The 22,103-nt window shown below is 57.5% G+C and carries 17 protein-coding genes and 1 tRNA gene; 7 read left to right on the top strand and 11 right to left on the bottom strand.

Going from position 1 to position 22,103, the window contains the following annotated elements; all coding sequences use genetic code 11:
* Positions 1–23: 23 nt before the first annotated feature.
* From ACPOL_RS18665 to ACPOL_RS36370, 3 genes are all read right to left on the bottom strand, one after another.
* Positions 24–1,148, bottom strand: coding sequence for a Gfo/Idh/MocA family protein (locus tag ACPOL_RS18665; protein ID WP_414633309.1), 1,125 nt, complete (start codon positions 1,146–1,148; stop codon positions 24–26).
* Between the two features lie 91 nt (positions 1,149–1,239).
* Positions 1,240–1,530 carry a UBP-type zinc finger domain-containing protein gene (locus ACPOL_RS18670; RefSeq protein ID WP_338026676.1) on the bottom strand — a complete coding sequence of 97 codons (291 nt, stop codon included), beginning with the start codon at positions 1,528–1,530 and terminating at the stop codon, positions 1,240–1,242.
* Positions 1,531–1,605: 75 nt separating this feature from the next.
* The gene (locus tag ACPOL_RS36370; RefSeq protein ID WP_114208396.1) at positions 1,606–2,220 is read right to left on the bottom strand and encodes a BON domain-containing protein; all 615 of its coding nucleotides are present in this window, start codon (positions 2,218–2,220) and stop codon (positions 1,606–1,608) included.
* 119 nt (positions 2,221–2,339) lie between these two features.
* Here ACPOL_RS36370 and ACPOL_RS18680 point away from each other — a divergent pair, with 119 nt between their 5' ends.
* Positions 2,340–2,759: a hypothetical protein gene (locus tag ACPOL_RS18680; protein ID WP_114208397.1), complete on the top strand. Its 420-nt coding sequence runs from the start codon at positions 2,340–2,342 to the stop codon at positions 2,757–2,759.
* A gap of 113 nt (positions 2,760–2,872) precedes the next feature.
* Here ACPOL_RS18680 and ACPOL_RS18685 read toward each other — a convergent pair whose 3' ends face one another.
* On the bottom strand, positions 2,873–4,438 hold the full coding sequence (locus ACPOL_RS18685) for a choice-of-anchor D domain-containing protein (protein WP_161557437.1): 1,566 nt from the start codon (positions 4,436–4,438) through the stop codon (positions 2,873–2,875).
* A gap of 475 nt (positions 4,439–4,913) precedes the next feature.
* Here ACPOL_RS18685 and ACPOL_RS18695 point away from each other — a divergent pair, with 475 nt between their 5' ends.
* A complete protein-coding gene (locus ACPOL_RS18695) occupies positions 4,914–6,713 on the top strand; it encodes a family 78 glycoside hydrolase catalytic domain (RefSeq protein ID WP_236656877.1) in 1,800 nt (599 codons plus the stop codon).
* 330 nt (positions 6,714–7,043) lie between these two features.
* Here the strand turns inward: ACPOL_RS18695 and ACPOL_RS18700 are convergent, their stop codons facing one another.
* From ACPOL_RS18700 to ACPOL_RS18710, 3 genes are all read right to left on the bottom strand, one after another.
* Entirely contained in the window at positions 7,044–7,601 is a 558-nt protein-coding gene (locus ACPOL_RS18700) for an RBBP9/YdeN family alpha/beta hydrolase (RefSeq protein WP_236656878.1), read from the bottom strand.
* Between the two features lie 268 nt (positions 7,602–7,869).
* Positions 7,870–7,946 (bottom strand) — tRNA-Arg (locus tag ACPOL_RS18705).
* A 78-nt stretch (positions 7,947–8,024) separates the two neighbouring features.
* On the bottom strand, positions 8,025–10,304 hold the full coding sequence (locus tag ACPOL_RS18710; RefSeq protein ID WP_114208400.1) for a sodium-translocating pyrophosphatase: 2,280 nt from the start codon (positions 10,302–10,304) through the stop codon (positions 8,025–8,027).
* A 300-nt stretch (positions 10,305–10,604) separates the two neighbouring features.
* Between ACPOL_RS18710 and ACPOL_RS18715 the strand changes: the two genes are divergently transcribed.
* Both ACPOL_RS18715 and ACPOL_RS18720 read left to right on the top strand, forming a co-directional pair.
* Entirely contained in the window at positions 10,605–12,785 is a 2,181-nt protein-coding gene (locus ACPOL_RS18715; RefSeq protein WP_114208401.1) for an alpha-ketoacid dehydrogenase subunit alpha/beta, read from the top strand.
* A gap of 350 nt (positions 12,786–13,135) precedes the next feature.
* Positions 13,136–14,395: a DUF1501 domain-containing protein gene (locus ACPOL_RS18720; RefSeq protein ID WP_114208402.1), complete on the top strand. Its 1,260-nt coding sequence runs from the start codon at positions 13,136–13,138 to the stop codon at positions 14,393–14,395.
* Between the two features lie 8 nt (positions 14,396–14,403).
* Here the strand turns inward: ACPOL_RS18720 and ACPOL_RS18725 are convergent, their stop codons facing one another.
* Positions 14,404–14,826: a DoxX family protein gene (locus ACPOL_RS18725; RefSeq protein WP_114208403.1), complete on the bottom strand. Its 423-nt coding sequence runs from the start codon at positions 14,824–14,826 to the stop codon at positions 14,404–14,406.
* Between the two features lie 387 nt (positions 14,827–15,213).
* On the opposite strand from ACPOL_RS18725, the gene ACPOL_RS18730 reads away from it, so the two are divergent.
* Positions 15,214–16,128, top strand: coding sequence for a ThuA domain-containing protein (locus ACPOL_RS18730; RefSeq protein ID WP_236656879.1), 915 nt, complete (start codon positions 15,214–15,216; stop codon positions 16,126–16,128).
* 20 nt (positions 16,129–16,148) lie between these two features.
* Here the strand turns inward: ACPOL_RS18730 and ACPOL_RS18735 are convergent, their stop codons facing one another.
* Positions 16,149–16,868: a hypothetical protein gene (locus ACPOL_RS18735; RefSeq protein ID WP_236656880.1), complete on the bottom strand. Its 720-nt coding sequence runs from the start codon at positions 16,866–16,868 to the stop codon at positions 16,149–16,151.
* Positions 16,869–17,197: 329 nt separating this feature from the next.
* Here ACPOL_RS18735 and ACPOL_RS18740 point away from each other — a divergent pair, with 329 nt between their 5' ends.
* Positions 17,198–18,439 (top strand): nucleoside permease, encoded by a 1,242-nt coding sequence (locus ACPOL_RS18740; RefSeq protein ID WP_114208404.1) that lies wholly within the window; start codon positions 17,198–17,200, stop codon positions 18,437–18,439.
* Positions 18,440–18,505: 66 nt separating this feature from the next.
* Here the strand turns inward: ACPOL_RS18740 and uvrC are convergent, their stop codons facing one another.
* Complete coding sequence (gene uvrC, locus ACPOL_RS18745; protein ID WP_114208405.1) at positions 18,506–20,467, bottom strand: excinuclease ABC subunit UvrC; 1,962 nt, start codon at positions 20,465–20,467, stop codon at positions 18,506–18,508.
* A 252-nt stretch (positions 20,468–20,719) separates the two neighbouring features.
* On the opposite strand from uvrC, the gene ACPOL_RS18750 reads away from it, so the two are divergent.
* Entirely contained in the window at positions 20,720–21,463 is a 744-nt protein-coding gene (locus ACPOL_RS18750) for an OmpA family protein (protein WP_114210914.1), read from the top strand.
* Positions 21,464–21,495: 32 nt separating this feature from the next.
* Here ACPOL_RS18750 and pyrE read toward each other — a convergent pair whose 3' ends face one another.
* Positions 21,496–22,098, bottom strand: a complete 603-nt coding sequence (gene pyrE, locus ACPOL_RS18755) for an orotate phosphoribosyltransferase (RefSeq protein ID WP_114208406.1) — start codon at positions 22,096–22,098, stop codon at positions 21,496–21,498.
* Positions 22,099–22,103 lie beyond the last annotated feature (5 nt).

The raw sequence follows: 22,103 nt of genomic DNA on the forward strand, positions 1-22,103 counted from the left end.
CGATCTCGTCTGTGTTTGCGTCCTCAAAACGCAACCCCAGCCATCTTATAAATCTCCGCCATGTACTGAATATCCCGCAACCCCTCTTGCCCATCCATCTTCGGTTCCTTGTTGTTGCGGACGCAGTCGGCAAAGTAATCTGCCTGCCGGGTGAACTGGCTCGGATCACGGGCGGTGCTCGGCTCGTCAATCCTGTTGTCGCGGCCGATCTGGGCGGTCAGGTGCTGCCCCTGGTAGCCGAAGGCCGAATCCATATCGATCGAGCCCTTCGCGCCGTGGACGCGGAAGTAGCCGTTCATCTGGCCGCCGTAAGTCGTATTGCAACTCGCCACGATGCCCGAGGGAAACTTCATCGTCCAGCCAACGTTTTCTTCGACCGAACTGAAGCGGCCGTCCTTGTCGATCACCGAGGAGTAAGCCGAGATCACCTGCGGCTCTTCGCCGGTCAGATAGCGGCAGGCGTTGAGCGAGTAGACGCCCACATCCATCAACGGCCCTCCGCCGGCCAGCTTCTTGTCGAGCCGCCAATCGGGGCCGATGTTGAAGCCGTTCGCACTCTCGATCGCCTGCACGCTGCCGAGCATTCCGTCGCGGATCATCTGGATCGCGCGCAGGTTGGTCGGCTCCAACTGGCAGCGGTAGGCGATCATCAGCTTGACGTTGTTGTCGCGGCAGGCGGCAATCATCGCCTTGCAGTCGTCGACCGAGGTCGCCATCGGCTTCTCGCAGAGCACATGCTTGCCTGCTTTGGCGGCGCGGATCGTGTATTCGGCATGCATGCTGTTGGGCAGTGCAATATAGACGGCATCAATCGCCTTGTTGTCGCGAATGCTATCGAAGTTCTCATAGCTGTAAATAGCGCTAGTTGGAACGCCGTATTCTGCGGCGTTCTTCTCTGCCTTGTCGCGGTGGCCACTGACCAAGCCCGTGAGTTTCGATTGCTTGGCATCCTTGAGGCCGGGCATGAAGTGGCCCATCGAAATGCGTCCCAAACCCACCATGGCATAGCCAAGCGGTTGGGTGCTGGACTGTGCGTTCAGGTTCGGGAGAAGCTGGGAGACGAGCGCGGCGGTCGTGAGTTGAGTAAATTCTCTACGGTTCAGGGCCATGTAACCTTCTTTTCTGTCAAAGTTGATGAAACCGCACATCGTGAACCGATCCGGCTTTGCTTCTCATACCGGTACCGCCTAATTGGGCGCCAGGCTGACGCAGGGCGCCCGCCCTGGTTGCAATTGCAATTTAGAATTCCAGTTCAACTTCATCGACGTAGCACCATCCCCATTGCTCGCCTTTCTCGGCAGAGCGCATGAGCGGATGGTGGGTTTGATGGAAGTGCTTGGTCGCGTGTTTGCCTTGTGAGGAGTCACAGCAGCCAACGTGTCCACAGACGAGGCACATGCGGAGATGGACCCATTTGGTTCCTGCCTTAAGGCATTCTTCGCAGCCGCGGGTGTGGGGTTTGACATCCTGGATCTGATCGAGGTGAGAGCATTCAGTGGCCATATCACTTAGGATGCTACAACACTGCATCTTCGCCTCGGGTATTGTGGGGGAACGTTGTCCGAGTCGAGTTGTCGAGTCAAGGCAGCCGGATCCAACAGGTCGCTACGGTACCGAACTTAGACCCGTGCTTGAATCTGCCCTGCTTGTCCACTCGGTCATCAGGCTTGCGTCCGGACTAACCTCGATCTTGTCGTGAAGGCTCTTAACACCTACAGTACTGGCAGAGACGGCGTGGGCGGCCATCGCAAGACCTGGGTCAGCGATGTAGCCGCTGAGAGTGACGACCCCACTGTGGACATGGACGCAGATTCCAGTGGGCGCCTTTGACGGGCGACCGAGTCGTTCGTATGCCGTACGAATGATGGCTTCGTCCAACTCTGCCTTAAGCTTCCGGTCTGGAATGCTGGGAGCAGCAACCTCAATCTCATCGCGAACACCGCGAACGCCCTGAATTTTGCTCACGACCATCATTGCATCGATCCTGGCTCTGTAGAGAGGAACCGAGCCGCCTAGAGTCACAACGCCCTGAAGGACGGAGGCGTCAACGTTCTTGAAGCCGTCAGCGCTCAGCGATCTTTGAACTGCTTCTTGCGTGGCACTATCGTTTGTCCGAAGGCTCCGGGTACAGCAAGCGCGGTGGCGAGAACGAAAAGGGAGATCCTTCTCATCGTGATCCCTCCGAGAAACCCATACTAATGCAGGGCTCCAACGATACACAAAGCTCTGCCCGCCGTTCTTACGGTTTCGTTTCGGAACCTCTGTAACGAAGTAGCCAACAGGTTCACTACTGAGTGAAGGCGTTCTTGTGAAGGCGCCTCAATGAAGGAGACAATCCAATGAACCGGATGACCGCACTTGCACTCGTCACTCTTGCAACTCTTTCCTCGATCGGCGCTGCCTCGGCGCAGGACCGGGGACTTCGAGCAACCGTGCCTTTTGAGTTCACCGTTGGCACTCGACTGCTTCCCGCAGATACTTACCGCGTCACCGTCATATCTGCCGGATTGATCAGGCTTCAAAACCGCGACGGACACTTCGCGGCGGCCACCACCACTTTTATGGACGCGAAACAATCGCCCAATGGAAGTAAGCTGGTTTTTACCAAGCACGGCAACCAGTATTTTCTCCGTGAAATTCTTTGCCCAACAAATCCGGGAATGAACGTAGCGATTCCGCCCTCGAAGTTAGAGAAGCGGGTGGAGCGCCAAGAGGCGATGCTCCATGGAGGCGAACCCGTCCTCATCGCGGCGCGATAATCGCTATCACGGACGAAGCGGCCTGGAACCTAACCGCCGGGCCGCTTTGCATCTTGCATGGGGAGCGAATGATCCAAGGCCAGATTCGGGTTGTGCGTTGCGTTGCCAGGTGGTTACTTGGCAATCGCAATCCAATAAGGACCCTCGAGTTCACCGGGGTTAGATCCAAGGCGACCAATCCTTCCCAAAAAGGTACCTGCTGGACTGATCTCTTCCACTCGGGAGTTCTGCTGGTCGGTCACGTATAGAATGCCTTCACTACTAAATGCAAGGGCAATCGGGTCGTAGAACTGTCCCGGGCCCCACCCGGCGATACCCGTGCCAATCTGACTTTGATAGATGCCGTCTTGACTAAAGACCTGAACGCGATTGTTGCCGGGATCTACGACATAGAGAAATCCATCGGCATTAAAGGCGATGCCCCAAGGACCTAACAGCTCATTGAATCGCCCTGGACTTGAGCCTACGGTTCCGAAGGACAGAAGATACTTCCCCGTGCTGTCTAACTTGACGAGAAACCTATGAGAAGGTCCAGCATCGCGATTGCTGTTCGTCACATAGATGTCCCCGGCTGCATCAAATGCGATGAAGTACGGGACGACATCGAACTTTGTTGCTGCCGGACAGTTCGGTACCGCTGCTGCGGCGGTTGGCCCGAGGCAGATAATCTTGAGGAAATTGCCGGAGCTGTCTAACTTTTGTATGTATCCGTAAGTTGGGCTGGTTACCCACAGATTCCCGTCACCGTCCACGGCCACCACTCCGGAGTTGTCGAAGGCACCTGGGCCCTCGCCTGTGCAAATACCGAATTGAGCGACTAAAAAGCCGCGAGGATCGAATTTATCCAATAGGCAGTGGGGATCGTTGTCGCTCCCGTAGAAGCCTCCGCCGTCTTTTACGTAAACACTCGTCGCATCCACCGCGATCCCTCCCGGCTGACGGTAGAGATACGTGAACTGGCTTTGGTAAACCCCCTCGCTATTGAACGTCACAACGCGCTCGTCGCCTTCGCTGTAGACGAAAATGTTTCCCTTAGGAATAGGCTGGGGCGCAGTAGACGGACCTCCACTTCCAGTCAGTTTGATTTTCGAAGCGGCTGCATTCTTCGGCCTGAAAGTCAGCGTGCCGTCGTGCAATCCCTCCGCCGTCGGCGTGAATTCGATCAAAAGGTCGCAGGTGCCGTTAAGGAACACCCGGCCTTGGCAGAACGCGTCGTTGTAACTGTTCTCTGCAACCTTGAAGCTCGCTCCATCAATGGATTTTGTGTAGTCCACTGTGCTGGTATCGACGCCCACAGCGTTCATGGGCAGAGGCAAGAAGACGGAGGTCCCTACGGGGATCGAAGGAAATCGCAATGGCGATTCCTGTTCGGTGCCCGCCCCAGTAGCCGTTCCATTCAACAGGACGATCGGACTGGAGTTCCCATTGGTCGTCAAAGTTAAGCTGTCATCATGCGGTCCAATCGTAACGGGAGCGAATTCGATTGTCAGGGTACACGTCGCTCCAGACGGCGTCGCTGACAGGCAACCGACCGGGGTCGAGCTTAGGACCTTATAGCTCGGCCCTTGGATCGACGGGGAGATTGTCAGCGATCCACTACCTGCATTTGTTACTGGGAGCGGGAGCGACAGGGTGCTCCCATAGGAAATGGAGCCGAACGCCAACGAGGCCGGAACCACGGGATTCTGCGCCGAAAGCGATGCAGGAAACAAGCAAGACGACCCGGCACCGAGAATGAAGCTGCAGATTATCTTGGCAGAGTGAACTGATTTCGGGGATGGGGCCAACCCAGGCAAGTATCGCACGGCAAATTCCTCCACCTGAAGCAGGGAGGATGATGCCGCATTCCCATGCCGTCGTCAATCAGTTTCTCGGTGTGCTTCATGATCGCGACGTTCAGAGACTAAACGCCATAAAGCCAGGTCAAGATTTAAGTTCGAATCTTTACTCCACTTACTCAGGCGCTCGGATCGGGGGGCGCAGGCTCTTGAAGCTATGGAGAAATAGGCCCTCGGCTTCTAGATCAGGTTGGGCAAAGGTCAGCCAATCAGCTATCTTTGGCGTAGAAGCCCATTCAGTGTGAGTTTTCGCCTCAATCGCGGCGGGCAAGCGCTCATGATCGTCGCGCGGGGTTTCTCTGCGAAGTGAGCAGATATGCATAAACTGCTTTTCATGTCGGCGGCAATGCTTGCATTGCTCGCAGTTCCGGCGGTCGAAGTTCCACCGCGACCGTCGACGACGCAAGCTGCACCCACACATCTGGTAGAACAGGCCCCCATACAAATCATGGAGGTAGCTCCCGGGGTGTTCCTGGTCGACTTCGGGCGGGTTGCGTTCGGGAATCTGTTGCTTGGTTCTATAGCTCAGGCCGGGGACGCCGATCTGCCTACACGTCATGAAGTGAAGGTGCGTTTCGGCGAAGCGCTGAAAAACGGGCGCGTGGATACCCATCCACCCGGATCCGTGCGATACGCCGAGGTGAAGGTCACGCTGAAGGGCTCAGCAGCAACCCGGATGGACCCTCCGCCGGACGCACACAACACCAAACCTCCTGCAGTCTTGACGCCTCCCGGCTGGGGGGTCTTCTTGCCCTTTCGCTGGGTCGAAATAGAGGGTTGGCCGGGCGAGTTGCGCGTGAACGAGATCCGGCGGCTTGCGGCCTTCGACAGCACGTGGAACGACGATGCCGCGGCCCTCCGCTCTTCAGACGAGACCCTGAATCAGATTTGGGACCTCTGTCACTACACGATTAAGGCGACGACGTTTGCCGGTGTTTTTGTGGATGGAGACCGGGAGCGCCTGGCCTATGAAGCTGATGCCTATCTGACCCAGTTGAGCTACTACGCGGGGAACGCTGATCCGCGGATGGTTCGAGCTACCTTTGACCGGCTTATGGAGTTTCCGACCTGGCCAACGGAATGGGCCCCGCATATGGTGTTCATCGCTTACGCCGACTGGATGCAGACCGGGGACACTACCTGGCTTGCCGCCCACTACGAGGGGTTGAAAACGAAGCTGCTCGATGAGCGCGCAGGTCCTGACGGACTGGTGACGAGCACGCCGGAGCAGATTCAACACGGAGACATCGTGGACTGGCCGGTCGAGGAGCGCGACCAGTACGTTTTTACCCATGTAAATACGGTGGTCAATGCCTTCCATTTGCGTGCACTTAGAGAGATGAGCGAACTGGCCGGGGCGCTTGGCAAGAAGGAAGAGGCTGCGAAGTTTGCGGAGCGTGAGAGATCGGCCGAGATGACGTTCCAGAGGCTGCTCTTTGATCCGGTGCGCGGGCTTTACCGCGACGGGGTGGGCACCGATCACGCCTCAGAGCATGCGAATCTATTTCCCCTGGCGTTCGGCATTGTGCCTGCCAGCCGCAGGCAGGAAATCGCCCACTGGCTTGCAGAACGTGGAATGGCCGTCTCCGTCTATGCCGCGCAGTATCTGTTGGAGGGTCTGTTCGAGAACGGCGAAGATACAGCCGCATTATCGCTGATAGGTGCGGCGGGAGATCGAAGCTGGAGGCACATGGTGGAGAGCGGCACGACGATCACCTGGGAAGCTTGGGACCAAAAGTACAAACCGAATCAGGACTGGAATCATGCTTGGGGCGCAGCTCCGGCGAATCTTTTGCCGCGCTTCGTGCTGGGTGTGCGAGTGTTGAAGCCGGGCTGGAGCCGAGCATTGATCCAGCCGCATCCAGGTACGCTGGTCAGCGCCGAAGGCCGCGTACCGACTCCGCGAGGCGAAGTCCTGGTGGGCTGGAGACGAGGCAAGATTTTTTCGATGGCTCTCGCTCTCCCCCCAGGCGTAGTGGCCAAGGTCGAACTTCCCGCGCTACCAGGCTCGCGCGGAGTCTGGGCCAGCGGCAAGAAGGTGACGGCGCGACGCTCTGGACAATGGTGGGTCCTCGAGAATGATGTATCGGGACAGATCAACCTGGTAGAGCGGTAACGAAGCCTACGTCAGCCCTTTGAAGCCTACGTCAGCCCTTTATTGTTGCCGGAGCTGCGATCCTGTGGAGATGTCCAACCGGGAGATCCTTGCTCGTGATGCAGGCTCGACCCATCATTATTGGGTCGCATTGCAAAGCGATTGGTGGAATGAAAGCTACTCTGACTAACACGGTGCATTCTTTGGGCTTAAAGAGGGTCCCCGTGGATTTGCATTTACCACGTGTTACCCATAGATACCCAGCCGAGTCCCTACATGTTCAGGCCTGCCGGGGCGAACAACCCGTGTTTCCTTTCATGCGGGTTATCACGGCTGCAGCGAGGACCACCGTCACCCATTCATTCCAAGCTCCTCGCAGAATTCCTTCAAGAGACGCTTTCCTTCCGGCCATGCCCCGAGGTTGCTCGACCCATTGATATGACCGACGGCTCCGATATTCACCAGGCGGGAGTTCCAATGCTCCGCGCACCGTGCCGCATACTCGATACTCCCGTAGGGATCGTTCGTACTGGCAACGATCAGAGACGGAAAGCGTAATACTTTTGCCGGAGTTTCAAGGAAGGAACTTGCTGCGAGAGGAAAGGAAGGCCTCTGGGGATCTGGCACGGCCACCAAGAACGCGCCTGCGACCTTGGAACTCGAATGAAATGCCCAATGCACCACCAAAAGGCAAGAAAGACTGTGCGCCACAAGGACGATTGGCTCGTTAGCAGAATCGATGGCCTTCTGCAGCGCGAAGATCCATTCTCTCAACTCTGGCTTATTCCAATCGGGAGGCTTGAACCTCGTCATCAGCGGTTGAGAATTCTCCCAGAAAGTTTGCCAATGATCTTCATCTGAGCCACCAATTCCGGGAAGTGTAATGAATGTTGGCAAGTTCAACCTCACGGAGGCGAAGAGTGTTCCTAAACAAATTTATTCCCACCCTTAGCCGTGGCGCTTGTATTTTCACTTGAGGCGTAAGACGAGAACCGCGTGGCACTCTTTCTTAGGGTTTTGGCTGAAGCGCAGATGGCAGACGCAACCCTCGTGGCATTCACAGGACGTATGCCTAAGCGGATGATCGAGCACGACTCCCATTTCCGTAATCAGGCGAAATAGGAAGCTGTAGCGGTGTTTAATTCGGGAGTTCGCCCGCTAGAAGGGGAGTTTTATTTGGTGGGCGAGGCGGGGATCGAACCCACAACCCTCAGCTTAGAAGGCTGATGCTCTATCCAATTGAGCTACTCGCCCATCGTCTCATTGTAGCGTCGAAGGAGTACTCATCAAAGCGGAGCGACCGGCTCAGCCTTCGACCGCTGGTGGCCCCACTCAGACAAAGAGCGGAGCGAGCACCAGGGTTACCGTGGCCAGCAGCTTGATGAGCACGTGAAGAGATGGCCCGGCGGTGTCCTTGAAGGGGTCTCCAACGGTATCGCCGACCACGGCGGCTTTGTGGGCTTCGGAGCGTTTGCCTCCATGCGCCCCGGTCTCGATGTACTTTTTGGCATTGTCCCACGCACCACCGGCGTTGTTCATGAACATGGCCAGCAGAATGCCCGAGATTGTTCCCACCATAAGCAGCCCGGCGACCGCCTCCGCCCCCGTCAGGTTAATCGGCAGCCCATGCAGGGTCGGCACTCCTGAGAGCTGCTGCACGCCGAAGAGGCCGCTGAGGTGACGGAAACTGATGCCGACGACCAGAGGCATGGCGACGGCGAGCAGCCCGGGAACCATCATCTGCTTGAGGGCGGCGGTGGTGACGATGCGGACGCAACGGCCGTAGTCGGGCTTCGAGGTCCCGGCCATGATGCCGGGGTTTTCGCGGAACTGGGCGCGAACGTCCTCGATTACGAACTGCGCGGCTCGCCCTACCGCCTTGATCGCCAGCGAGGAGAAGAGGTAAGTCAACATCGCGCCTAGGAGCGCACCTACGAAGACCGGGACCGAAGCCAGGTTCACGTTCGAGAAGCTCCAGCCAGCTGGCAACACCCCGCCTGAATCCGCGACGCGACGGGCCACAATGGCATGGATCGACTCCAGATAGGCGGAAAAGAGCAGGAACGCGGCGAGCGATGCTGATCCGATGGCGTAGCCCTTGGTCAACGCCTTAGTTGTATTTCCTGCAGCATCCAGGCGGTCAGTCTTCTCACGGACTGCATGAGGTTGATCGGACATCTCTATGATTCCACCGGCGTTATCGGTAATCGGGCCGAAGGTATCCATCGCCAGGATATAGGCGGCGGAGGAGAGCATGCCCATGGTCGCAATGGCGGTGCCGTAGATTCCTTTCGCGTAGTTACTGATCCCGGTGGCATCTTCAAGGCCGCGGACGCCGAAGTAGTAGCTCAGCAGAAGGGCGGCGCCGATCACGAGCACGGGAAGGGCCGGGGTCTCCATTCCGACGGCGATGCCGGTAATGATGTTGGTGGCGGGGCCGGTATTCGAAGCGTCGGCAATCGAACGAACCGGGCGGAACCTGGTTTCGGTGTAGTACTCGGTAATTCGGACGAACAGAAAAGAAGTGATGATGCCGCAGATGCCACTTCCGAGTAGCCACCAATGCCCGCTCAACATGAATTTGACGGCCACGGCAAAGCCCGCCAGAGCGAGCAGCGAAGTTACATAGTAGCCGCGGTTGAGCGCGTGCATCGGATCTTCGGTCTCGCTGCTGTGGACGATGGTGACGCCGATGATGCTCGCGACAAGGTTGATCGCCTGGACGACCAGCGGGAACAGAATTCCCTTGACGCCGAAGACCGGATAAAGCGCGGCACCCAGGATCATTGCGCCGACATTTTCAGCAGCGGTCGATTCGAAGATGTCCGCGCCACGACCGGCGCAGTCCCCAACGTTATCGCCGACGAGATCGGCGATCACTGCCGGATTACGAGGGTCGTCTTCCGGGATGCCCGCCTCGACTTTGCCAACCAGGTCAGCTCCGACGTCAGCCGCCTTGGTGTAGATGCCGCCTCCAAGTTGAGCAAAGAGGGCGACGAGCGAAGCGCCAAATCCGAAGCCGACCAGTTGATAAGGAGCCTGCTGGGGGTCTTTCAAGCCGCCGAAGACCAGGAAGAGAATGCCGATCCCAAGCAGGGAGAGCGACACCACGACCAGACCGGTGACGGCCCCGCCGCGAAGCGCGGTTTGGAGAGCTTTCCCAATGCTGGTGCGTGCCGCGGAAGCGACTCTGATATTGGCGCGGATGGAGACGAACATACCGCTATAGCCGGATAGCGCCGAACAGGCAGCGCCGATGATGAAACTAATGACGACCTTATTGGCGAACGGACGAGAATAAGCGGAGGCATAGTACCCGATATACAGGATCACGGCGATCACGACGGCAAGCATTGCGATGGCGCTGTACTGTCGCTTCATGAAGGCTTCGGCGCCTTCACGGATCGCGTCGGAGATGAGCCGCATCTCCGGCGTCCCAGCGTCGTTGGCCAACACGTTCCGAGCGAAGACGACAGCAGCGATAAGCGAAAGCAGACCAACGGCAAGCGCGATCCACAAAAAAGTGTCTCCCGAAGTATCGGGTGTCTGGCTCGAATACAACGAATTAGCCTGCCAAACTGCGGCAAGAGCCGGCGAGCAGAAAGAGTACATTCACTTGCCTCCAAAATAGAGAGCTATCCGGATGGGAACACCAGACCCAAGCCGTTTATCGAATTTTGTTAAAGCTGACGAGTATCCGATATGGTGCGACCGGTCCGGGAAAAACCGATGGAACCGATGCGTGACTGAGTCCTGCGCTCAAAGGCGTAATTAGAGCATGGCAGGAAATCGATGGTCAATGGACTGCTTCGGAGGGGGTGCACCGGAGTCGCCAACACCGGCAAAGCGTCGCGGATCGCGTTACAATCAGGTTTCATCGAATTTGTGATTTGCGGGAAGGGAGCCGGTTGAATGGCCCGAGTCGTCTTAGATCTGGAGCGTGGTGAGGCCTCAAAATCCTCGGGTCCAGGCGCCGCAGTCGATCCCGAACTTCTCATTCAAATCTATCGTTTCATGTACATGTCGCGGAAGGTCGATGACCGCGAGATCATGCTGAAGCGGCAGCAGAAGATTTTCTTCCAGGTCTCCGGCGCTGGACACGAAGCGCTGCTGGTGGCGGCGGCGTTGGCGATGAAGCCGGGTTACGACTGGTTTTACCCTTATTATCGCGACCGCGCTCTCTGCCTGGCGCTAGGCAATACGCCCGAGGAGCAATTTCTGCAAGGCATCGGCGCGGCGGCGGATATCGCTAGCGGCGGGCGCCAGATGCCCTCGCACTGGAGCAATCCCCGACTGCACATCGTTTCGCAATCGTCTTCGACAACCACGCAATGCCTGCAGGCCGTAGGATGCGCGGAGGCGGGGCGATATTTCTCCCGCCACCCCGAGGCGGCGGAGGAGGGCAGTGGAGACTATCGCCAATTCAAGCACGTTGAATTTCATGGCGATGAGGTCGTGTATGTGTCGCTTGGCGAAGGCGCAACCAGCCAGGGTGAATTCTGGGAGTCGCTCAACACCGCATCGAACGCTAAGTTGCCGGTGCTGTTTGTCGTCGAGGACAACGAGTACGCGATTTCCGTACCGGTCGAGGTAAATACGCCGGGAGGAAATATCTCACGGCTGGTGGCGAATTTCCCGAACTTCTATTTCGCCGAGGTCGACGGAACGGACCCGGTGGCAAGTTACCAAGTCTTCCTGGAGGCGGTCGCGTGGTGCCGCTCTGGCAGCGGCCCTGCGTTCGTGCATGGGCATGTGGTGCGACCTTACTCGCATTCTCTGTCGGATGATGACCGGCTTTACCGATCCGCCAGCGAGCTAGAGGCGGAGTCATTGCGCGATCCGCTTCCCAAGTTGCAAATGCGCTTGCTGCGTGAGGGCATTCTCGATGCCGAGGCAATCAATCGGCTGGAAAGACAAGTCGATGAAGAAGTCCGACTGGCCGCCGAGCGCGCACTGCGGTCGCCTCTCCCTGAAATATCTTCGATCAAGAAACATGTCTATTCAGAGGACCTGGATCCGACTGCATTGATCGAAAGCAAGCCTGCAGTCTCCGCCGATCACCAGGAGAGGACGATGGCGGACCTCATCAACTGCTGCTTGAGCGACGAGTTGCGTCGCGATCCGCGAGTGGTCATTTTCGGGGAAGATGTAGCCGACTGCAGTCGCGAAGAAAATCTGGAGAGCGGCAAAGTCAAAGGCAAAGGCGGAGTTTTCAAGCTGACTGCCGGACTGCAGGCTGAGTTCGGCTCGGACCGCGTCTTTAATTCTCCGCTAGCCGAGGCCAATATCGTGGGGCGGGCCATTGGTTACGCCACCCGCGGCATGAAGCCAGTCGTTGAAATACAGTTTTTCGATTACATCTGGCCGGCCATGCATCAGCTGCGCAATGAGTTGAGTCTGCTGCGCTGGCGATCGAATGGGACCTATGCCGCTCCGGTCGTGGTTCGAGTCGCAATCGGCGGGTATCTGACGGGCGGATCTATTTATCACTCGCAGTCAGGGGAAAGCATCTTTACGCATACGCCAGGCGTTCGCGTGGTATACCCGTCGAACGCCCTGGACGCGAGCGGTCTGCTGCGAACGGCGATCCGCTGCGACGACCCGGTTTTATTCTTCGAACACAAACGGCTCTATCGCGAGACCTATGGTCGTGCTGCGTATCCTGGCACGGACTACGCCATTCCCTTTGGCAAAGCCAAGATCGTACGTCCGGGTTCCGATGTAACCCTAGTGACTTACGGGGCGGTTGTGCCCAGGGCCTTGCAAGCCGCGCAAAAAGCGCAACGCGAACATGGAATCAGTACAGAAGTCATCGATCTGCGCACGCTCAATCCTTATGATTGGGAGGCGATCGCCGAGTCCGTCCGCAAGACCAGCCGGGTGGTTATCGCTCACGAAGATATGCTCAGTTGGGGATACGGGGCAGAGATCGCCGCTCGGGTCGCCGACGAACTCTTCGATGACCTCGATGCTCCAGTCAAGCGAGTCGGGGCGATGGATACGTTTGTCGCCTATCAGCCCATTCTAGAAGACGCAATTCTGCCCCAGCCGGAAGATCTTTATCTCGCTATCCGGGCCCTCGCCGCCTATTAGCCTGGTCTTGCCGCTTCTGGAGAGAGTCTTCATCGACGGCGTCTCTCCTTATCCGGAAGCGCACACACGGTTTCCAATTTCGGAAGGTGCTCCTCCTTGGCCCTGTTTCCGCAGGGCCATATTGCTGCTCGGAACTTGAGTTGCCTTCCTTCGTGTCGATTAGGACATCCGGGAGGTCTAGGTCTACGGTCTTGGCAATGTAATGCAGAACGGATGAGCTAGTTCTCAAAAAGTGGGAATGTCCCAATCAGGGAAGGCTGCTGTGAAGGTAAAGCGGGCTAGCGCGCAACTTCCTTCTCCGCATCGCGTCTGCACGATAGCGGGGAAAGAACTCAGCAGGAGTGATCACGATGCCGATGACCAGGCGAGCTTTCATGAAAGGCGGAGCGATGGCCGTGGTTGGCACCTCTGTCCTTCCAAGTTTCCTCATTCGGTCAGTCCTGGCACAGGCGACAACTGCACAGGCCAATGGCAAACGCCTGGTGGTGCTCTTTCAACGCGGGGCGGCGGACGGCCTCAACGTCGTCGTTCCGTACGCGGAGCCGAACTACTACCAGATGCGGCCGACGATCGCGGTCCAGAAGAATCAGGTCCTCGACCTGGATGGCTTCTTTGGGCTGCACCCGGCGATGCAGCCGCTGAAGCCGCTCTGGGACCAAGGACATCTGGCGATCGTCCATGCCGCGGGTTTGCGTGATGAAACGCGCTCGCACTTCGACGCGCAAGATTACATGGAGAGCGGCACGCCGGGGGTCAAGGCGACTTCGGATGGATGGTTGAACCGCGCATTGCGGGCTGAAGATCAGGGCCACGCACTGCATCACGCCACCGCGTTCCGGGCAGTGGCGATGGGAACGCAGTTGCCGCGCACCTTGCAGGGTATGATCCCCGCGGTAGCCGTTGGCAATGTGCAGGATTTCAATGTCGGCGGTAGAAATCCTTCAGAGCAGCCAGTCAGTACCAGTTTCGAGGCTATGTATGGAGGCGCGGTCGACACCGTTCTGCATGGAACCGGCGCCGAGACCTTCGAAGCGGTCAAGATGTTGAAGTCTACGGATCCAGCCCACTATAGTCCCGCAACCGGCGCCAACTACCCCAAGGGCCAGTTTGGCGACAGCATGAAACAGGTTGCGCAACTGCTCAAAGCAAACCTTGGGGTTGAAGCAGCTTTCGCTGACATCGGAGGCTGGGATACTCATCAGAATCAAGGGAATACCACCGGACAGCTCGCAAATCGGTTGAAGGAATTCAGCGAAGGAATTGCTGCATTCTGGCGAGACATGGGTGATCAGGCGAAAGACGTTGTCGTGGTCACTCTCTCTGAGTTCGGCCGCACCGCCAGACAGAATGGCACCGCCGGCACCGATCACGGCCACGCGAATGTGATGTTCGTTCTGGGCGGGCCGGTGAAAGGGCGCAAGGTCTATGGCGCTTGGCCCGGTCTAGCGGATGAGCAGCTTCACGAAAGCCGCGATTTGGCGGTCACAACTGACTTCCGGCAAGTGCTTGGAGAAGCCGCTTACAAAACGTTCGGCGCCAGGAATCTCGATATGGTCTTCCCGGGCGCTCAACTGAAATCCACGGATTTTCTGAATATCATTTCGGCCTAGCGGGGGAGTCAAAGCTTTCCTCGGCCGATCGCCTGATCGATCGCGAGCAGCCCGCCTCCGGTGAAGACCACCATCAAGGCGATTGCGAAGAGCGCCAGCGGGTATTCAAATCCTGGAGCGTTGCCATGGCCGGTCAGCCCTCCGTGAAGATGGACCTTGACGATCGCAACACCCATGTCGATAGCGGCGCCCAAGGCGGCTAAACGAGTCAGCAAGCCCAGGATCAGCAGCATGCCTCCGAAGAACTCGGTGAACGCAGCCACATAACCAAGCCACATCGGCATTCCAAGATGGGCGACGTTTTGAGTGAAGCTGTAGAGCGCACCCTTGGGGATGATCTTCGTATAGCCATGAGCGACCATAATCACGCCAAGAACAAGACGCAGGACGAGCGCGCCAAAAGGTTGAAGCCGGTCGAGCCAGGTGAACATGGGTTGGTGCTCCTCCGTGCGGCGATCGACAGGAAAGCCGCCAGTCTGCCGAAAGCTCAGCCTAACGTAGTTGAGGCGGCTTAGCCACCTCGCATGGCGGCCTCTGCGCGATCGTCCCTGTCAGTTTCGAAACGGGCGTGAAGCGGAGGAACGCCATCTGGTGGTTTTCTTCGCGATCAAGCCTGGTGGCAGGCGCGAGTAGAATTCACAGCAGCCGCGAAAATGCAATAGACTGATTCGCGAACGGTATCAGGGCCTGAGGTCGCGTCGAAATCGATTTTCCCTTTGCCGAGCCAGGATGAGAGCCGCGAAAACGCCGACGCGTCCTCGACAGAGTTCCCTGCGGGAGTTTTGTCAGTTCGCGCGGCGACAGCCTAAGGAGATCTCTTGCAACCTGTCCAGAAGTCCATCCTCTCATTGTCCCTGGTCGTTCTCGCAGGCCTTTGCCCGGCATTGCTAGCCCAGCAGCCACCTCCGGCGGCGCCGCCGCAGCTCCCGGTAAATCCGTTGATTCCGCCCGCGCCCCACATGAAGCCGACCCACTTGAAGCACGTTCTGGTGATCGGTCAAACGAAGGGCTTCGAGCACGATTCGGTCTCGGCGGCGATGGCAGCAATCTATAACATGGGTCATGAGAGCGGCTTATGGGATACGATGCTTCGCACCGACACCGAGCTGCTGACCAAGAAAGAGCTTAAAGCCAACGCAAAGAACTTGAACTATTTCGACCTCATCGTCTTCGCCAGCACTACCGGCGAACTGGACATGGATGACAGCCAGAAGCAAGACATGATGTCGTTCATCAAAGAGGACGGCAAGGGGTTTGTCGGCATTCATGCGGCGATGGATACCAACTACAAGTGGCCGGAGTATGGCGAGATGATCGGGGGGTGGTTCGATCAGCACCCGTGGATGACCTTCAACGCGCCGATCATTACCGAAGACCCCAATTTCCCAGCTGTCCGGCATTTTCCGCATGAGTTCGTCAAATACGACGAAATTTATCAACCGAAATCCTGGTCGCGCGACAAGGTCAATGTGCTGCTGAGTCTCGATGCATCGAGGCTTGACTACTCCAATAATCCCAGAATTCACCGCGACGATCACGATTTCGCCGTCGCGTGGTCGAAGATGTATGGCAAGGGGCGCGTTTTCTATTCGACCCTCGGCCACACCGAAGAATCTTGGGAAGACCCCGATATTCGCACGATGTATTTTGAAGCAGTGAAGTGGGCGCTGGGAATGACGGATGGCAGCACCGCCTCGCATCCGAAAGTGACCGCATCGAGCGAGGCCCACTAGGGTCCAAACGTGAGGTTGAGTCAGGCCGGTGCAGTTTTTCTCTTCGGAGAGAATCTTCGCTTGTAGTAGGCCGTCCAAATCGCACTTACGGGAACGCCGACCATGGTGGGCCATAGCCAGACCCACCAGGCGGCGCCGAACCAGTGGGATAGATTTACCGCGGAGAACGCTGTCACGGCCGCGATGTAGCTGGCGATCATGCCTTGCATGTGAGCAAACCACCAAAACATTTTCTCTCCGGGCGGCCTCAGAAAAAGCGAGATCGAGGAAGAGCCCAGACGCATTCCGAGCAAGCCAAAGACGACAGAGACGACGCTGATGGTGTGCCCGGCTATCTGGATCAAGCCCACCCCCATCAATGCAGGTTTGAGGAAGCCCATTAAGAAGAGTAGAAAGCTCGAAAGAATCGTCACCCCGGCCGCCAGCCAATCCAGCGGCAGGGGCCGCCCTCCCTTGTAAAGTTCTTTCAAGTAGAGGATGCGATAGGCGGCAAAGCATGCATAGAAGCTGAAGACCGCAACCATCGCGAGGAAGAAGATGGGCAGGGCAAAGGACAGGATCAGCGCCGTTGCTCCCACTCCGGCCATCGCCCAGAAGTAAATTTTCCCCCAGCGGCGATGGTTCCTTCCTCCCTTGGCGGTAGCCAAAGCAACAGGAGCGCACAGGAACGCGATACATCCGCATGCGATATGCAAGGTGAGCAGAATCCGTAAGTAGGCTGGCCAGTTTTGATGCAGCATCTCGCCCCCGATACGCGTCCCCGTCTGGATGTTACGATGCGGCGAAGTTCAAAGTTCAAGATCTTTGTGCCGAAGCCCCGGAGTCCATTCTGTTTTTACCCGCTACCGGACCGAAGGGCTACAGCACGGCCTCTAAGACTAGGTTTTCATTGGGCCTAGGTTGCATTTGCTTTGAGTTCGCTTGAAGATAGTGATTCATGACAAGCACTTCGCAATGGGTGTAGACCGAAGGGGCCGCCTCGATTGTTCTTCGTAGCGGATTTTATCGGGATGACGAACATACTTTGCCGGGTTCTTTCAGTGATAGTTGGGGCGATATGAAACTGCAGATGAAATCTCGGCTTTCGTTGATGATGTTCCTGGAGTACTTCATCTGGGGCGCGTGGTATGTGACGGTTGGGACCTGGCTCGGGCAAGGGATGCACTTCTCTGGCGAGCAAATCGGATTAGCTGCCGGCACGACCGCGATCGGTGCGATTGCCTCGCCCTTTTTTATTGGACTTATCGCCGATAAATTGTTCGCCACCCAAAAAGTGCTGGCAGTGTTGCACGCTTTGGGCGCAGTGCTGCTCTTCCTCGCTTCTTCGCAGACTACGTTCGGTCCCATTTACTTGCTGGTGCTGCTTTATGCGGTCGCCTACATGCCCACTCTCGCTTTGACGAATTCGCTTGCATTTCGGCAGATGAGCGATCCAAAGCTGGAATTTGCACCAATCCGGGTTTTGGGCACCGGCGGATGGATCACGGCCGGGATCCTGGTTGGCTCGCTGCGGCTCGAAGCCACGGCCATGCCGCTGCGCCTGGCGGCGGGGGCTTCTCTGGCCATGGCGATTTATTGCCTCACACTACCGAATACGCCACCGCTTGGCGCCACCAAGAAGTTCGGTATGCGAGATATCTTCCCCTCCGAAGTTCTGAACCTCTTTCGGGAGCGGTCCTTTGCCATCTTCGCACTCGCTTCGTTTCTAATCTGTATCCCACTGCAGTTTTATTACGCATTTACCAACCTCTTTTTGAACGAAATTGGGGTAAAGAACGCAGCCAGCAAAATGACCGGCGGCCAGATGTCGGAGCTTTTCTGCATGCTCCTGATCCCATGGTTCTTCCGGCGTCTCGGGGTCAAGTACATGCTGGTGGCGGGCATGTCCGCCTGGACGCTGCGCTATGCGCTCTTCGCCTACGGCAACCCCGGAGCCGGTGTGTGGATGCTGTGGCTCGGCATTCTCCTGCATGGCATCTGCTATGACTTCTTCTTTGTAACGGGGCAGATTTATATCGACAGAAAGTCCTCGCCCGCCTTCCGCGCCGCGGCTCAGGGCACGATCACGCTGATTACTTATGGGCTAGGAATGCTGCTTGGCTCGTGGCTTTCCGGCAGGGTCGTCGATTTCTATGTGCGGACTGGCGCCGACGGGCTGGTCACTCACGCGTGGAGACCTATCTGGCTGTTTTCGGCCGGATGTTCGGCAGTCGTGTTGTTGCTGTTCTTCCTGACCTTCTCGGGCAAAGAGGCGGACGCTTCGATGCGCGGGGTTCCTACGGAAGAAATGGCCGAAGGCGTCCCGCTGTAAACTTGCGCCGAAGTGTCGGCTGCGAGCGGCAATTCCACGGCAGATCACCATGCGGAACAGCCCCGGCTATTCGGAGTTATTCAAGATAGGAAATGCATTCGCCCGCGCCGGTTCCGGAGGATGGAAGAAGCTGTGGATGGCATCGGCTGTCTTGCGCGGGACGACGGCGGTCAATGCGGAGATATCCGCTTCTTTGACGCTGCGCACGCTTCCAAAGTGTTCGACAAGGCGGGTGCGGGTAAGTGCGCCGACTCCAGGAATCGAGAGCAGCTCCGAATCGCGGTCTCTCATCTCGCGGCGCTTGCGGTGATAGGTGACGGCGAACCGGTGGGACTCATCGCGCACCCGCTGCACCAGGTGCAATACCGGAGACCGGCGGTCAAGCACGATCGGGTCATCTTCCTGACCGTAGAGGTAGATGATCTCTTCTCTCTTTGCGATGGAAGCGAGCGGCTGGGTGGTGATCCCCAGTGATTCCAAGGCTGCTGCGGCGGCGTGAAGCTGGCCCAGGCCGCCGTCGATCAAGATCAGGCTGGGTAAGGGCTTCTGCTCTTCGACGAGACGCCTATACCGGCGGGTGACGACCTCGTGCATGGAGGCGAAATCGTCCACCCCCTCCACGGTCTTGATCTGAAACTTTCGATACGCCGACTTGTTCATCGCGCCGTCCTCCCAAACAACCATGGAGGCGACCGTCTCCGCGCCTTGAATGTGAGAGATGTCAAAGCATTCAATGCGGCGGGGGAGTTCAGGCAGCATAAGGATATCCTGCAGGGTCTCCTGGATTACTTTCTGACTGGGCTGAAAGACGCGAAAGCGCTGATCGAAGCTCTGTTTCGCATTCTGGCCGGCGAGGTCGACGAGCGAGCGTTTTTCTCCGCGCTGCGGGACGGCCAGCTCGATCTTGTGACCGGTTCGTTCGCAAAGCAGGGTCGCGAGCGCGGGCCGGTCGGCAAAATCGACCGGCACATAGATGCTCCGCGGCACATATTGCTGGTCAATGTAGAGCTGTTTGAGCAGAGCAGAGAAGAATGCTCCCGCTTCAAATGGCAGGGGTGCGGGTGCGGGTCCGGCCAAGCCGGCGGCATCCGCCGAAGCGATCGGTGCCGCGCCGGGTTCGGCGGAATACGCAATCACGTCGGTGTCGGTATCCGGTTCCAGAAAATCCGGCAGATCTTCCCAGAAGAACTCGCGCCGATCGACGATCTTTCCCCCGCGCATGTGAAAGAGATTGACGGCGACCATACCGTTTTCGTAGTGATAGCCAAAGACATCGGATTCATCCCCATCGGCGGTCGCGATGCGCTGCTTGTCTTGCATCTGATTGACGGTAATGAGCAGGTCGCGATACTTTGCGGCGAGCTCGAACTGCTCGTTGACGGCAGCCTCGTTCATGCGCTGTTCGATTGAGCGGCCAAGTTCCGCTTGGCGCCCCTCAAGAAACATCTGCGCGTCGCGGACCGCCTCCCGGTAGATTTCAGGAGTCGTCAGCGACTCGACGCAGGGTCCAAGGCAGCGTTTGATGTAGTACTGCAGGCAGGGGCGGCTGTGATAACGCGAGAGATCGAGCTTGCAACTCGGCAGCAGAAAACTGCGGTGGATCAACTCCACGATACGGTGGGCGAGGTTGCCGGGAAAATAGGGTCCGTAATAGGCGCTGCCATCTTTGCGCAGCTTTCGAGTCACGAATACCTTGGGATGACGGTCACCCAGCGTGAGCTTCACATAGGGATAGGTCTTGTCGTCACGTAGAAGAATATTGAAGCGCGGCTTTCGCTGCTTGATGAGGTTGTTTTCAAGCGCAAGGGCCTCACGTTCGTTATCGACCAGGATGTAGTCGAGGTCGACCGCCTCGCGCATCAGAGACCCGGTCTTGGCGTTCGCCTGGGAGGCCTCAAGCAGGTAGGAGCGAACGCGAGAGCGGAGATTTTTAGCCTTCCCGACGTAGATGACCTCGCCGTCGCCGTTTTTATAGAGATAGACCCCGGGTCGGGTGGGTAGGGTCCGGATTTTTTCCTGAAGGTCCATGGGGTACATTTCTATTTTATTCGCTATCAGGACCTCCCGGATTTTCGAGCATAAAATGTAATAAATACGCAGCCAGGCTCATTGGAGGCGCATAATGATTCGCTAAGCGCTTTCTTTCGAACTGGCGAGAGATCAATCGCAGGATGGCGTTAGGGATGCTACCGATAAGGCTTGATGAAGTCCATTACATCGGACTTCGCCATACAACACAGTCAATGAGCGTGCCCAGCCGCGCAGATGGAGTTCGTTTCGATGCCTCAGATTTCCCCAAAACTAAAGAGAGTCTGTTCTTTCGCTGTTGTTGTGGCTACCGGCGCAATGTTCGTAACCAGCGGTTGCGCGACCAAAAACTATGTCCGCAACCAGACCGCCCCAGTGGTCCAGAAGACGAATGAACTGGATGATGCGACCGCGACCAACACTCGCAACATTCGTGATGTCGATTCACGGGCGCAGTCTGGAATCGCGCAAGCGCAACAGTCTGCAAATTCCGCTTCGCAGAGTGCGCAGGCCGCCGGTCAATCGGCTGCTCAGGCCCAACAGCAGGCGCAGGAAGCCGTCAACCGCGCCGATTCTCTGGCCAGCGTCGTGGCTGGTTTGGATACCTACAAGCAGGTCAGCGATGTTGCCGTGAACTTCGGCTTCGACAAGGCGGAGTTGACGAAGGAAAGCAAGGCCGAACTCGATCAGTTGGGGGCGCAACTCGGATCGACGAAAAGCTACATTCTGCAAGTCACCGGGGGTACGGATTCAGTGGGGTCGGCGGACTATAACTACGACTTGAGCCAACGGCGCGCGTCAGCGGTCGTCCAGTATCTGGCCGCCAAGTACAACATCCCGCCCCACCGTTTTTACTTGATCGGCATCGGGAAGGATAAGGAAGTGGCTCCGAATACCACCGCCGCCGGCCGGGCAAAGAACCGGAGAGTTGAGATACAACTGCTATCGAACGATGCGGCGTTGGCGGCGGGACAGACGGTCTCTCAAGCCCGCTAGCCGACTTTACCGAATCGTTTGGACATTGCTAGTTAAAGCGCGAGGTGGCTGACATGTTCAGCCCTCACTTCGTTGGCAGTGAAGAGACTGAAGAAGGGCGCTTCCCCTGCGGCGGCCTGGACCGCAGCGCGACCCTTAGCCTCTTCGCGTTCGACCAGACATATCGCCGCAATAACCTTCATCTCAGCTTCCTGCGCGGCTTCAATAGCATGGATGGTGGAAGCGCCAGTTGTACATACATCATCCACGATAATCACTGGGGCGCCCTTCTCCAGAAATCCTTCGATCCTGCGTCCGGTGCCGTGGGTTTTCTCGGCTTTTCTCACGAGAAATCCATGAATGAACGCTGCCCCGGGATGTTGTTGCGCATGCCAGGCGCTGGCTGAGGCAAGGTTTGAGACAACGGGATCGGCTCCTAGAGTGAGACCGCCAATCGCAGCAGGTTTCAGCTTCTGATGATGGATGAGGTCGAGCATGGCAAGCCCAGTGAGGCGCCCGCCCTCGGCGTGCAGGGTGGTCGTTCTGCAATCGATGTAGTAGTCACTGGTGCCGCCCGAGGAGAGCTTGAATTCTCCAAGCTTGAAGGAGGTGCGGGCGAGGAGGGTGAGCAGGGCTTCTCGATGAGTCATCTTCATGTGTG

Origin of the sequence: Acidisarcina polymorpha (genome assembly GCF_003330725.1) — a bacterium.
GTDB classification, from domain to species: Bacteria; Acidobacteriota; Terriglobia; order Terriglobales; family Acidobacteriaceae; genus Acidisarcina; species Acidisarcina polymorpha.

Excerpts from the sequence above, each read along its gene's own strand:
- ACPOL_RS18665 (WP_414633309.1), bottom strand. The coding sequence starts at position 1,148 with ATGTGCGGTTTCATCAACTTTGACAGAAAAGAAGGTTACATGGCCCTG.
- ACPOL_RS18670 (WP_338026676.1), bottom strand. The coding sequence starts at position 1,530 with ATGCAGTGTTGTAGCATCCTAAGTGATATGGCCACTGAATGCTCTCAC.
- ACPOL_RS18680 (WP_114208397.1), top strand. The coding sequence starts at position 2,340 with ATGAACCGGATGACCGCACTTGCACTCGTCACTCTTGCAACTCTTTCC.
- ACPOL_RS18695 (WP_236656877.1), top strand. The coding sequence starts at position 4,914 with ATGCATAAACTGCTTTTCATGTCGGCGGCAATGCTTGCATTGCTCGCA.
- ACPOL_RS18710 (WP_114208400.1), bottom strand. The coding sequence starts at position 10,304 with ATGTACTCTTTCTGCTCGCCGGCTCTTGCCGCAGTTTGGCAGGCTAAT.
- ACPOL_RS18715 (WP_114208401.1), top strand. The coding sequence starts at position 10,605 with ATGGCCCGAGTCGTCTTAGATCTGGAGCGTGGTGAGGCCTCAAAATCC.
- ACPOL_RS18720 (WP_114208402.1), top strand. The coding sequence starts at position 13,136 with ATGCCGATGACCAGGCGAGCTTTCATGAAAGGCGGAGCGATGGCCGTG.
- ACPOL_RS18725 (WP_114208403.1), bottom strand. The coding sequence starts at position 14,826 with ATGTTCACCTGGCTCGACCGGCTTCAACCTTTTGGCGCGCTCGTCCTG.
- ACPOL_RS18735 (WP_236656880.1), bottom strand. The coding sequence starts at position 16,868 with ATGCTGCATCAAAACTGGCCAGCCTACTTACGGATTCTGCTCACCTTG.
- ACPOL_RS18740 (WP_114208404.1), top strand. The coding sequence starts at position 17,198 with ATGAAATCTCGGCTTTCGTTGATGATGTTCCTGGAGTACTTCATCTGG.
- uvrC (WP_114208405.1), bottom strand. The coding sequence starts at position 20,467 with ATGGACCTTCAGGAAAAAATCCGGACCCTACCCACCCGACCCGGGGTC.
- ACPOL_RS18750 (WP_114210914.1), top strand. The coding sequence starts at position 20,720 with ATGCCTCAGATTTCCCCAAAACTAAAGAGAGTCTGTTCTTTCGCTGTT.
- pyrE (WP_114208406.1), bottom strand. The coding sequence starts at position 22,098 with ATGAAGATGACTCATCGAGAAGCCCTGCTCACCCTCCTCGCCCGCACC.